The 13,140-nt window shown below is 61.2% G+C and carries 10 protein-coding genes; 5 read left to right on the forward strand and 5 right to left on the reverse strand.

Features of this window, described 5'->3' with window-relative positions:
• Nucleotides 1–327: 327 nt before the first annotated feature.
• Nucleotides 328–525, forward strand: coding sequence for a hypothetical protein (locus FLM52_11755; GenBank protein NVN56457.1), 198 nt, complete (start codon nucleotides 328–330; stop codon nucleotides 523–525).
• Between the two features lie 90 nt (nucleotides 526–615).
• Nucleotides 616–1,911 (forward strand): adenosylmethionine--8-amino-7-oxononanoate transaminase, encoded by a 1,296-nt coding sequence (bioA, locus tag FLM52_11760; GenBank protein NVN56458.1) that lies wholly within the window; start codon nucleotides 616–618, stop codon nucleotides 1,909–1,911.
• Between the two features lie 138 nt (nucleotides 1,912–2,049).
• Here the strand turns inward: bioA and FLM52_11765 are convergent, their stop codons facing one another.
• Complete coding sequence (locus FLM52_11765; protein NVN56459.1) at nucleotides 2,050–2,667, reverse strand: hypothetical protein; 618 nt, start codon at nucleotides 2,665–2,667, stop codon at nucleotides 2,050–2,052.
• A gap of 330 nt (nucleotides 2,668–2,997) precedes the next feature.
• Here FLM52_11765 and FLM52_11770 point away from each other — a divergent pair, with 330 nt between their 5' ends.
• Nucleotides 2,998–4,344 (forward strand): Na+/H+ antiporter family protein, encoded by a 1,347-nt coding sequence (locus tag FLM52_11770; protein NVN56460.1) that lies wholly within the window; start codon nucleotides 2,998–3,000, stop codon nucleotides 4,342–4,344.
• A 164-nt stretch (nucleotides 4,345–4,508) separates the two neighbouring features.
• Nucleotides 4,509–5,567, forward strand: a complete 1,059-nt coding sequence (gene dinB, locus FLM52_11775; GenBank protein ID NVN56461.1) for a DNA polymerase IV — start codon at nucleotides 4,509–4,511, stop codon at nucleotides 5,565–5,567.
• A gap of 18 nt (nucleotides 5,568–5,585) precedes the next feature.
• On the opposite strand, the gene FLM52_11780 is transcribed toward dinB, so the two are convergent.
• The 4 genes from FLM52_11780 to purU form a co-directional block, all read right to left on the reverse strand.
• The gene (locus tag FLM52_11780) at nucleotides 5,586–6,731 is read right to left on the reverse strand and encodes a biotin/lipoyl-binding protein (protein NVN56462.1); all 1,146 of its coding nucleotides are present in this window, start codon (nucleotides 6,729–6,731) and stop codon (nucleotides 5,586–5,588) included.
• Nucleotides 6,731–8,050 (reverse strand): glycosyltransferase, encoded by a 1,320-nt coding sequence (locus FLM52_11785; GenBank protein NVN56463.1) that lies wholly within the window; start codon nucleotides 8,048–8,050, stop codon nucleotides 6,731–6,733. The genes FLM52_11780 and FLM52_11785 overlap by 1 nt, the downstream gene beginning before the upstream one ends.
• Before the next feature lie 32 nt (nucleotides 8,051–8,082).
• Entirely contained in the window at nucleotides 8,083–9,606 is a 1,524-nt protein-coding gene (locus FLM52_11790) for a hypothetical protein (protein ID NVN56464.1), read from the reverse strand.
• 495 nt (nucleotides 9,607–10,101) lie between these two features.
• Entirely contained in the window at nucleotides 10,102–10,956 is an 855-nt protein-coding gene (gene purU, locus FLM52_11795; protein NVN56465.1) for a formyltetrahydrofolate deformylase, read from the reverse strand.
• Between the two features lie 414 nt (nucleotides 10,957–11,370).
• On the opposite strand from purU, the gene FLM52_11800 reads away from it, so the two are divergent.
• Nucleotides 11,371–12,951: a ribonuclease J gene (locus FLM52_11800; GenBank protein NVN56466.1), complete on the forward strand. Its 1,581-nt coding sequence runs from the start codon at nucleotides 11,371–11,373 to the stop codon at nucleotides 12,949–12,951.
• Nucleotides 12,952–13,140: the final 189 nt, after the last annotated feature.

The raw sequence follows: 13,140 nt of genomic DNA on the forward strand, positions 1-13,140 counted from the left end.
TGTGCAGGACACTCGGGACAGTTAAGCGCCCACACCAGATCAAGGGCGATTATAGACCGAGTCAACTGCAAGGTGAAGTCTTAAATAACATGTTTCCAAAGTATGCAATCTTTCCGATCAATGCAATAGCCAGAAAAAATTACTCACTGCCCAGGCACTTCATTATCCACTGTCACAACTGAAGGCAGATCTGACAAAAGCGTCTCTGCAACAACAGGAAGACGTCTTTGCCAGGACCTGATATCGGGTTCAAGGGCCCGCCATCACTGGATCTCCAATATTCACGACATATGCACAGTTCATGACAACAACCCACAAGGAAGTATTATGCAACCACTTGCCCGTTGGCGTGGCGGCGTCAGATTGCAGACTTTCGATGAAGGGCTGTCATTGCCTGCGCACCTCGAAAAGCATGCACCTGAACGAACAACAGAAGCCCATACTAAAGCAGGTAGCGAACTAATAGCGGTGAAAAATGCAACACTTTCTCCAGAAAGCGTCACTTCAAAAACACCGTCAACCTGATAGAATGGTCAAAGTTGACAAAGAATGCACTGTCACCACGCCATTCCACTCTCCCGCCACTCGCAGAGACACTCCATGCCATTCTCCCAGATGCCGACGCGCGATACGGACTCACTTACTCTCTGGCACCCTTATACCCAGATGCAGGACATGCCAGCGCCATTGGAGGTGGTCGGCGGCACGGGGGCCCGCATGACACTGGCGGGAGGTGAGACATTGCTGGATGCGACATGTTCCTGGTGGTGCATGATCCATGGCTATGGGCACCCGCGCCTCGTCGCGGCCATCCAGCAGCAAGCGGCAGAACTCTGCCATGTGATGCTGGGGGGTATTCGCCATCGACCGGCCAAGGAGCTTGCCGATGCGCTGGTGCGCGTCACCCCTGAAGGCCTGAATCATGTCTTCTTCTCGGATAGCGGATCGGTGGGCATGGAAGTCGCCATGAAGATGGCAGTGCAATATCAGCAACAGCGTAAAGACCGCGATGACACGCGGGGACGGACGCGCATGCTGTCATTGATGAAGGCCTATCACGGCGATACGGCGGGCTGCATGGCAGTGTGTGACCCCGAAGAAGGCATGCATTCCCTGTTCGCCGATTTCCTGCCCAGACATCATTTCGCACCAGCGCCGACTGCCGGTTTCAGCGCCAGTCGTGAAGAGGTAGCAGACGATATCAGCGCATTGCGCGCCTGTCTGGAAACACACCAGCATGAGATAGCGGCATTGCTGATGGAGCCTCTCTTGCAGGCGGCAGGTGGCCTCAACATGTACTCGCCCTACTATCTGGAGGCGGCGCGCGAATTATGTGATGAGTTCGGAATCGTATTGATCTTCGATGAAGTCGCGACCGGCTTCGGTCGGACCGGCAAGATGTTTGCCTGTGAACACGCCAATGTCTCTCCTGACATCATGGTGCTCTCCAAGGGACTGACGGGGGGATATCTGGGACATGCCGCCACCCTGGCCCAGAGTCATATCTTCCATGCATTTGATGGCGAAGATGCCAACAGCGCCTTCATGCACGGTCCGACCTTCATGGGCAATCCACTGGCCTGCCGGGTAGCACTGGAGAGTCTCGCGGTGTTCGAGGAAGAGAATTATCTGGGCAAGATTGCCGAGCTCAATCAAGTGTTGCGCGACACCCTGCTGAATTTCTCCCACCCCGCCATTCGCGATATACGCGTATTGGGTGCTACGGCGGTGATAGAAGTGCACGATGCCAGCAGTCTGGCAGGCGCTCAGGCCCATGCCCGTGAACTGGGTGTCTGGTTACGTCCCTTCGGGCGCTGGCTCTATACCATGCCGGCCTATATCACCTCGCCACAGGACTTGCGCCAGATCACCCAGGCGATGACCAGCTACTTCGAGACTCTGGAACACTGATGCACTGATTGCACTGACATACAACACGACTGCCCCTGGCGATGTTCATCAAAGGCCATTGCTATCAGCGACAAGCGCCATCAGGGGCAGTCACCCTCGAGACCCACCAGTCTCGAGAGCCATCACCATCAGAGGCATTCACCCCCACAGACGGGCTTCGAGCGCCTGATAATCCTCTGGCGAGAGCTGACCGCCCTTGACCAGCTTCTTGAGGAAGTGACGATAGCGACGCGCGACCTTGCGCCGTGCCAGCCAGGCGACGCTGGTTGCCAGCGGAATGAAGTCAGGATTCGAGATACCGTCGATCAGCCACAACCTGGGGGGCTGGTCGTCGCTGAACTGGACCACGATATTGCGATCATTGAGATCAGACGGAATCAACCAGCGTTTCTCGAGATAGCGATAGAGATTGGCCAGCTCGCTCACCAGCACCTCGGCGCTCAGGCGCTCGGGGGTCTCGAGATGCACCTCGCGCAGTCGGCGTGACGTGGAGCCGTCACTGTCGAGAATCAGATCGAAGACCAGCCCGAGTCCCTCGGCGGTGGCGACACTGCCGTGGTAGGCAGGCACATAGGACCAGTCGCGCATGCCACGTCTGACCAGGCCCTCGAAATAGCGTTGCTCGCGTTCATTCTGGCGGCTGCCCTTGTCAGGGTAACGCGGGACCTTGATGCAGCGATGGGGGTCGTTCGGGTCCTGATAGACACGCCGATCATTTCCCATGCCGATGACGCGGGCATTTTCCAGCTCCAGCATGCGCACTCCTGTTGAATAACGCCTGCGACTGCAGCCGCCGGGCAGCGTGGCATTCTACAAAAAGCCGTCATGGCACGCCAACTTGTGCCATTTGCCAGCGCCCACGTTCATCGGCCATTCAGCTTGCGTTGCCCTTCTGGTAAGATTATGCGCCGTTTTTGACGGCATTCAGGAGGAAGCCGCAGGAACACTGCGACAGCAAGGCATTCGTCACGAATGTACACGTCATGCGAGGCATTGCCCCGGGATCGGGTGGCCACGCACCCACAGTTCGCCCGCTCTGTCCGCAACACTCCCAAAGCTGGCACAACCCCACATAGAGGTACTCGCATGAATGCGGTAATTCTGGCCGTCCTGGTCATGGTCGGCCTGTCGTTGGCTCGCGTCTCGGTCGTCTTCGCGCTGGTCGCCGGCGCCCTGGTCGGCGGTCTGTTCAGCGGGCTGTCCCTGACCGACACGCTCGGCGCCTTCAATGACGGTGTCGGCGGCGGCGCCAAGGTCGCGCTGGCCTACGCCACTCTCGGTGCCTTCGCCGTCGCCCTGTCTCGCTCCGGTTTGCCGGACCTGCTCGCCGCACGCCTGATCGGCCTGCTCAATGGCGAAAGCACGCCGCGCCGCCAGACGGCCATCAAGTACGGCCTGCTGGGCAGCGTGACCTTGGTCGCGATTTCCTCCCAGAACCTGATTCCGGTTCACATCGCCTTCATCCCGATCCTGATTCCGCCGCTGCTGGTCGCCATGAACCGCCTGCGTCTGGATCGTCGTGCCGTGGCCTGTGCACTGACCTTCGGCCTGACCGCGCCCTACATGCTGCTGCCGGTCGGTTTCGGCTCCATCTTCCTCAACGACATCCTGCTGGCCAACATCAATGAGGCCGGTCAGTCGCTCGGTCTCGACGTGACGCGTGGCATGGTGCCGATGGCGATGGCGATTCCCGTCGGCGGCATGTTCCTCGGCCTGCTGACGGCGCTGTTCGTCTCCTACCGCAAGCCGCGTGACTACGCGACCCGCGAGATCAAGTCCAGCAACGTACCGCACCACACGCCCATGCACACGCCGTCCAAGAGCGGCCTGGTCATGGCAGGCATCGCCATCATCGCCGCCCTGGGCATTCAGCTGTATTCCGGCTCGATGATTCTCGGCGGCCTGGTCGGCTTCGCCATCCTCTCGCTGGGTGGTCTGTTCAAGTGGAACGAAGCGGATGACCTCTTCACCTCCGGCATGCGCATGATGGCACTGATCGGCTTCATCATGATCTCGGCGGCAGGTTTCGCTTCCGTGATGAAGGCCACCGGCGACATCCAGACCCTGGTCGACGCCTCCTTCCATATCATCGGAGACAACAAGCCGCTGGCCGCACTGGTCATGCTGATGGTCGGTCTGTTCATCACCCTCGGCATCGGCTCCAGTTTCTCGACCATTCCGATCATTGCCGCTATCTACGTGCCGCTGGCGCTGCAATTCGGCTTCTCGCCGCTGGCCACCGTCGCGCTGATCGGCACCGCCGCCGCGCTGGGGGATGCCGGCTCACCGGCTTCTGACTCGACCCTCGGCCCGACGGCCGGCCTGAATGTCGATCAGCAGCACGACCACATCTGGGACAGCGTGGTGCCGACCTTCCTCCACTACAACATCCCGCTGATCGTGTTCGGCTGGGTGGCCGCGATGACGCTGTAATCCGCTGAGCGACAGCCTCGCCCCCAAGCGAGATGCCAGACATGACAACGCCCGACAGAGAGGACTCTCCTTACTGTCGGGCGTTGTCGTTGGTGAGCCTGCTCAAGCGCAATGAATGGGCACCGCCACTGGACAGCCATCCAGTCTTTTAGCATGATGCGCGCATGCGCAAGATCCTCCACGCCGACTGCGATTGCTTCTATGCCGCCGTCGAGATGCTCCGCCATCCCGAGTGGCGCGAGGTGCCCATCGCCATCGGTGGCCGCACCGAGCAACGCGGTGTCATCGCCACCTGCAACTATCCCGCGCGTGCCTTCGGTGTACGCTCGGCGATGTCGACTGCCCGCGCGCTACGCCTGTGCCCACAGCTGATTCTGGTGCCACCGGACTTCGAGCGCTACCGCGCCGTCTCCGCCGAGATCCAGGCACTCTTCCATGAGCTGACGCCCCTGGTGGAGCCTCTCTCGCTGGATGAGGCCTATCTGGATGTCAGCGCCGTGACTGACTTTCAGGGCAGCGCCACCTGGATGGCGCGCTGGCTGAAGGAAGAGGCGCTCAAGCGCACCGGCATCACCCTCTCCCTTGGCGTGGCCGCCAACAAGTTTCTGGCCAAGATCGCCAGCGACTGGGAAAAGCCCGACGGCCTGACGGTGATCACGCCCGAGACCAGCGACGCCTTCATCCGCCAGCTGCCCGTCGGCAAGCTGCACGGAGTCGGCCCCGCGACGCTGGCGCGTCTGACACGCCTGGGCATCACCACCTGCGAAGACATGCGCGGCACACCGTTGACGACACTGGCCGAGCACTTCGGCAAGTTCGGCACCCGCCTGCACGAACTGGCGCACGGCATCGATGAGCGACCGGTGCGTGTCGAACGCGAACGCAAGTCGATCAGTGTCGAGCACACCTTCGATCACGACCTGCCTGACCTGCCGGCCTGTCTCGAACGCCTGCCCGCCCTGCTCGAACGCCTGACCAGCCGCCACGCCCGCCATGACCAGCCGGTGCTGGCCAAGCAGTTCGTCAAGATCCGCTTCAACGATTTCGAGAGCACCACGCTGGAAAGCCTGCTCCCCGCCTCGACCACCACACTGCCGAGCGCCAACAGCTTCGCCCTGCTGATGGAGCAAGCCTGGCAACGCGGCCATCGCCCTGTCCGACTGCTGGGTGTCGGCGTGCGCCTCAAGGCCCGCGAGGACGCCCAGCAGCTGGGATTGTTCTAGCTCCTTGATCGTTCGCGGTCATGCTTCCGCTTTCGCCTCGGGCGAAGAGCGCTCTGCCGCAGTGGTACCCGCTTCGTCTTCATCGCCCCAATCTCCCCAGAGCGCAGAGGGAGAGCGCAGACGAATCTCCAGCGGCAGGCCTTCCACATCATGCCGAACGTCGATGGCTTCGAGGGGGCGCAACCTGACTTCGAGCATTGCTTGATTGGCATCGAAGGGGCCCGCCAGCTGTGAGGGCAGCTTCTGGGTCAGCTCCGGCGGCGCCACGATACGCGCCAAGACACTGCGGCCATCCGCGAAATGCGCCTCGGCCACTCGCCCGACAGCCACCTTGCCGACATATTTCGGCGAGAAATAGGCATGCAGTTCCGGCGCATTGGCAGGCACCAGCACGCCCAAGGGTTCGCCAGCACTCACCTGCTGACCGGGCTGCACGTAGCTCTTGGCCAACAGGCCATCCTGAGCCGCCATCAAGGACATCGCCGCGATGCTGGCTTCGATACGCGCCAGCTGGCGAGTCAGATCCTGACGGCGCTGAACGACCGGGCCAGCCAGCTCGGAGCGCGTATTCTCGCGCAGCTGCAGCAGCAGGTTCTCACGCGCTCCCGACAGTTGATCCTGAGCACTGGCACGGGCCACGTGGATACTGGCGAGATCCGTCAGGGGGACCTCACCCTGGCGACGGAAGTCATCGAACTTGTCAGCCAGCCCGGACTGGAAGCGCAATGAGGCCTCGGCGTCATCGACCCGCTGGCGAGCGGTATCGACCAGCGACTCGCTCTCTTGCTGTGCGCCCTTGGCGGGCAGCGTGGCCAGAATCTCCTTGAGCGCGGTGCGATCGGCCTCCAGCTCACCATCCTCAAGCACGAACAGGGTGTTGCCCTGCTTGACGCGCTGGCCGGCACGCTGAGGTACATCAACGACACGCGCATCACGCGGACTGGTGATCACCAGCGGCTCGTGCGTCAGTACCGCCGGGGCCGACAGCAGCAAGCGGTCTCGCAGCGCATACCAGGAGAAAGCCACCACCGGCACCAGCACCAGGGCCATCAGCCCTATCCAGCGCCAGCGTCCTCCGCCCCGCCTGGCCTTGGCGTAAGGAACCTTCAGCCCGGACTGCTGGTCCGGGTGACGAGACTTTTCCGGGTCAAATCGAATATCCATCAGAAGCGTTTTCCTCGGCGCAGGACCCACCACGGGGCCATGCTGGTTTCTTCGTGGCTGCGACGCAGCATTTCATTGAGAATCGCGACCAGTGCCAACAGACGCATGCTCAGCTGGTAGAACGGAAGCAGCGGCAGCCAGACCATGTTCCTGAGAGCGACCGGAATATCGCGACTGACACAGCAAAGCCCGGCCAGCGCGTACCAGCTGCACAACAGCAGATAGATGAGATAGAGCAGCACGCTGATCGACACCGCATGCACTAGTGGCTGGGTGGCGTACCACCAGATGACATAGCCACCGATCAGGAAAGGCAGCGCCACGCTTTGCACCAATCCGTAGGTCATCGTGAACAGCGTACCGGGCCAGCCCATCAAACGCGGCCGCATGCCGCGCCAATGCTTGCGCAGGTAGATGAAATAGAGATCACCCTCCCAGCGCATGCGCTGACTCGCCAGACTGCGCAGAGTTTCCGGACCATCCGTGAAGCCGACGGCCTCGGGGATGAACGCAAGTCGCATATGCGGATGGCGACGCTGGTACTGCTTGAGACGCAAGGTAAGATCCAGGTCTTCCGCGGTATGGGTGTCCCAACCGCCGACCTGACGCACGATATCGGTGCGGAAGATGCCAAAGGCCCCCGAGATGTTGTTGATCAGGTTCCAGCGCGCCAGCCCGGTACGGCCATATTCGATCGACAGCAGGTATTCCAGGGATTGCAGGCGTGTCGCCAGCGAGACCTTGCGGTTGCGAATACGCAAGTTGCCGGCAGCTGCCAGCACATCGGGGTCTTCGAACACCACCACGCTGCGCGTGACCATGTCACTGGCGAAGCCGGTATCACCATCCAATGCATACACCAGCTCACCGGTGGCAAGCCCGAGCCCGGTATTGAGTGACGAGACCCGCCCGCCGCGCTGCCACTTGGGCACCACCCGCAGGGTACGGTTGGCATGCTGCCGAAAGGCACTGGCCTGGCGCCGGGCAGCTGCCAACGTCTCGTGATTGGCCGTGGCGCCATCGATCACCATGATCACCTCGACGTGGCCGGGATAATCCTGGTGCAACAAGGATTCGGCGCTGGCAGTCACCCCTTCGCCCTCGGAATAGCACAGCACCAGGCAGCTGACGGTGGGATAGCGCTCAGGCATGACCCTGTCATCATGGGCGCTGCCCCAGCCGCGATCGCGCAGATGGCCGACCATGCCAGTAATCACGATGGCGGCCAGCGGCAATTCGAAGAGAATCAACAAGGGCAGGATGGATACCGCCACCCACGGCGAGTGCAGCATCGAGCCACTGACCCAGTGCATTTCCATCAATACCTGCGAGACAAAGATATCCAGCTCTCTCATGCCTCGGCCTCGGATGGCATCTTGCCACTCGGTTGACCAGACGCCTGATCGTTCAGCAATTGCGCCAGCCAGTATGGCGCCTTGCCTGAGCAGCGCTCGCTGGGTAGCTCATGCATCTCGAGCGCGATATCCAGCCCCGCGTCGTCCTCTGCCAGGTCGGTCAGTGACTTGATGCGGCGCGCGATATCCGCAAAATGTTCGCGGGGGGTATGGGGCAGCAGGAAGAGCCAATGGCCGGCATCGTATTCACAGACCAGGTCGGTATCTCGCAGCAGGCTCGTCAGACGCTGGGCCATGGCGCTCAATGACGCTGCCGGCGATGAAGCCGGCAGCGGAGACGCCACCGAGCGAGAAGAAAGGGCACCGGAGGACATCACCATCAGCAGATGGCGGTGGGCATGACGACGGGCGAGAGGCACCAGCAGGTCCAGCATGTGATGCAGCTCGGCGCGTGAGACCTGCTGTCCCGCCATCTGCTCGGGCATGCCTTCCTTGCGCGGCAAGGCGACGACGCGACGCCCGGCCTCGCTGAGCGCCAGCGAGGCTACACGTTGCTGGATCAGCTCTCCGGGCTGCTGCAACTGGCCGCAATCCATGCACTGGACTTCCACCTCGCCTTCTACCAGCCATAGATCACATTTCCCGCAGGCCAGCGATTCCAGCGGTCGATCATAGTCGACCCCGATATGCCGCAGCCGGACATGACATGTCGGACAGACGAGTCGTTCGTCATGCGTGAAGTGATCCAGACGATCCACATGACCGCAGGTGAAACAGTGCAGCCCATCGAGCGCCACGAGATCCAGATGGCGGCAACGCGGGCAGACATCGATGTAGTTGAGGTGCACGCTGCGACACTGTCGGCAATGACGCGTACGTGTCATGAGCGTCACCTCGCGGGTCCAGCCACGCTGAACGAAAAGTGCAAGCAGATCATGCTGCTCGCTGGCAGTCATGCCCCATGCACTCAACAGAGGCCATTCACACCCGGCCATCAGTGCAGGTGACAGGGAGACCTGAAGGACATGGTCGGGGTAGAGGCGCCACCAACGCAGCAGCCGCTCGGCGCTCGCCGACAGCCCAGCCTCGTGTTGTTCAGCTGATGCCGAAGCCTCCAGGCGCTTCTCCACATCTGACAGGTCAAGCAGACGGCTGCCCGGCCATTGATTGGCCAGTGCCTCGATGGAAGAAGAGCTTGTCCCCGACACGATCACGGGCATCAGCGCACCTGGCACCGTGGCTCGGATATCGCTCAGCAGGCGCTCGGCCTCCTGCAGCGTCAGATTACCCGCCGGCTGAACCGCCAGATGGATGGCATCACACTGGCTGCCCGCAGAAACGTCAGTCGCAGGAAATCCAGTCGCATCGGCGTGCGAAGCGAGATATGGCGCTCGCTCCGCGAGCATCGCCAGCAGGTCCTGTGTCTCGACTGCCCACTCTTTCTCTTCGACCTGAAAATGCCCATCACTTGAGTGCTCACTACTTGCAGCCGCAGGACGGCCAACAACGGCTATGTACATCAGAAAATCCCGTGAGGTCAGTCTTCGCCCCACCACGCGCCCCCATACTTCAGCATGAGATATCACGGATGAAACACTGGTGCAGAATCAACCTCATGGGACTGACACCATGAAACGGAGTTCATGGCGAATTGCCAACCTCGGCCTTTTGAGCAGTGGCCTCATACCCTCATGTCGTCAAACACACATCCATCTAATGACAATGACTGAGAAAACTGACACAAAAGCTTGACTTAAATTGCATTTGACCTGATGGACTATTGAATCTCTCCTCGTTGAACCTCGCCCTCCGTCAATAGCCGCCAATGTACGGCCTCCCAGTCATTCCCTTGGCATGCGCGTCCTGACGATAGCGGCCTGCTCGACGTCTCCACTGGCAACCAGATGACCGTCAGGCATTTCCCGCAACCAAAAAAGCCGGCACCTGAGACAGGTACCGGCTTCATCGTCACGACCTCAGGTCGATGACAGACTCATGCGCTGAGCAAGCGGGGCTCAGGCGAAGACGATGGTCTTGTTGCCGTGGATCAGCACACGATCCTGCAGGTGCCAGCGCAGGCCGCGGGCCAGCACCTTCTGCTCGACATCACGACCGATGCGCACCAGTTCCTCGGCGGTATGGCAGTGTGTGACGCGATGGATGTCCTGCTCGATGATCGGGCCGGCATCCAGTTCTTCGGTCACGTAATGGCAGGTCGCCCCGATCAGCTTGACCCCGCGCCCGAAGGCCTGGTGATACGGCTTGGCACCCACGAAGGAAGGCAGGAAGCTGTGGTGGATGTTGATCAGGCGACCGGCATAGCGTTCACACAGGCTCGGTGGAATGATCTGCATGTAGCGCGCCAGCACGATGCAATCGGCCCGGGATTCTTCCACCAGACGCTCGACTTCGGCAAAGGCCGGAGCCTTGTCATTCTTGTCGACCGGCACGTGATGGAACGGAATGCCGTGCCATTCCACCAGCGAGCGCATGTCATCGTGATTGGAAATGACGCAGGGAATCTCGCAATCCAGATCACCGGAATGCCAGCGATGCAGCAGGTCCACCAGACAATGGGAGTCCTTGGAGACCATCAGCACGACACGCTTCTTGGCTGCGGTGTCATGCACGCGCCACTGCATGCCGAACTCTTCGCCGATCGGGGCGAAGCGCTTGCCGAGCTCAGCGGCGCTCAGGCCGATTGTTTCGGGGTTGATCTCATAGCGCATGAAGAAACGACCGGCGCCAAGATCAGAATGCTGATTGGCTTCGGTGATCCACCCGCCCTGCTCGGCGATGAAAGTGGAAACTCGGGCAACAATTCCGACCTGATCAGGGCAGGACACCACCAGGCGATAGGCGTGAGACATCGTAAGTTCAACCATTGTGATAGCGGGAATGATGTTCAGCCGGCGAAGCGCCGGCCTGCGCGAGGAATCATGACACCGCCCGTAAGCAGCCCCTCGGCAAAGGTGGACTATTGTAGCTGATCACGCGGCCTGAAACAGTGCTGTGCCCCGATTCTGTCCATATGGTCAATACGACATTGCGATCAGCGGCCATCACGCCGGCCCATCTCAAGGCATCACGCGGACGGCTGGGCCGCTCTCGAATCGACGCGACCGGACAACAGCGCCATTTGTGGCGCTTCGCGGGATTCCCGTATAGTTGAGCCACACTTTATAGATGGCATGACATCCATGTTGAAACCCCGCGTTCAAGTCCGTCAGAGACAACGTCCGCCGCTGCACCTGCTACCGCTGGGTGGCTGCGGCGAGATCGGCATGAATCTGACGCTGTATGGTTATCAGGATCACTGGATTGCCGTGGATTGCGGCATGATGATTCGCCAGGACCTGCCGGAAGGTCCGTTGCAGGTACCGGATATCGAGTCACTGGCAAGCCTGGGCATCAGCCCGCAGATGCTGGTGATCACCCATGGCCACGAAGACCACATCGGCGCAGTCGCCTGGCTGTGGCCGAAGTGGCGCTGCCCGATCATTGCCACGCCCTTGGCGGCTGGCCTGCTGCGCGCCAAGTTTGCCGAGCGCGAGCTGGAAACCTCCAGCCTGCAGATCATCGAGGTGGATGAAGGCTTCGAATCCGGCCCCTTCGCGCTGCGACTGTTGCCGCTGACCCACTCGATTCCGGAAAGCTGCTCATTGCTGATCGTCACGCCGGAATATCGCGTGATGCATACCGGCGACTGGAAGCTGGATCCGGAGCCCTTGATCGGCAAGCCTACCGATCCGGAGCGCTATCAGGCACTGGCGCCGGTCGATCTGGTCGTCGGCGACTCCACCAATGCGCCACTGGCAGGCCATTCGCGTAGTGAAGGCGAGGTTGCGCGCGCACTGGAGAAGACGCTGTCCGGCTGTCGCGGTCGCGTCGTCGTGACCTGCTTTGCCAGCAATCTGGCCCGCATACTGGCACTGGGGCGCGCCGCCGCACGCAATGGTCGTCGCATCACGCTGCTGGGTCGCTCGATGGAGCGCATGGTGCGCGTCGCCCGCGGTCTCGGCTATCTGGAGGACTTCCCGCCACTGGTACCGGTGAAGGACCTGGGCTATCTGCCCCCGGAAGAGGTCATGGTGATCGCCACCGGCAGTCAGGGCGAGCCGCGCGCCGCACTGTCACGCCTGGCCAATTCCCGGCATCCGGACTTCGAACTGGCTGCCGGCGACACCGTGATCTTCTCTTCCAAGGCGATTCCCGGCAATGAGCTGGCCATCGGCAAGCTGCACAATGCCCTGACACGACTCGGCGTCGGCATCATGGAAGAGAAGCAGTTCCCGGAGCTGCACGCCTCCGGCCACCCGGCACAGGAAGAATTGCGCACCTTCTATGGTTGGCTCAAGCCGGTACGTCTGCTGCCGGTGCATGGCGAATATCGCCACCAGCTCGCTCACACCCAGGTGGCACAGTCCCTGGGCATCGAGGCACCGCTGATTCCCGTCAATGGTGACGTGATTCGCCTCGATGCTCAGGGGCTGTCGGTGGAGAGACGCCTGACACTGCACGAACGCATCATCGAGCATGACAAGGTGCGTCCGCTGGACTCCATGGACCGCCGTGCCCGCGCGCGTCTCGGCCGGCATGGCAGCGTCTCGCTGGCGTTGCCCGTCACGCTGCAGGAAGCCGGCTGGGTTCGCATCGGCCGCTTGATGCTGGATATCAGCGGCACCTCAAGCCTGGATGAAGACAGCTTCGCCGAGTGGCTGGATGACACCCTCGCAGGCCTGGATGCCAGCAATGAACGTGAACTCAAGCAGCAACTCGATGGTCGCATCAATCGTTGGCTGCGCAACCACCTGCGCCATGAGCCGGTGCTCTTCCTGCATATCATGACCATGAATCAGGAGTGAGTATCGCGCCATCATTGAAGTGATGGCCGCCTTGAGCTCACTGCCCTGCACAAAGCAGCGCATGAAAAAGCCCGCCCGGGAAATACCGGGCGGGCTTTTCTGCTGCTGGGAGGCGCTCAGGGACTGGTGATGGCGAGATTGCCAACTTGCCGACTGGAAATCTCGTTCTCAAGCGCTTCAGCCACCTCC

The sequence above is a fragment of the bacterium Scap17 genome, assembly GCA_013376735.1.
GTDB lineage: Bacteria > Pseudomonadota > Gammaproteobacteria > Pseudomonadales > Halomonadaceae > Cobetia.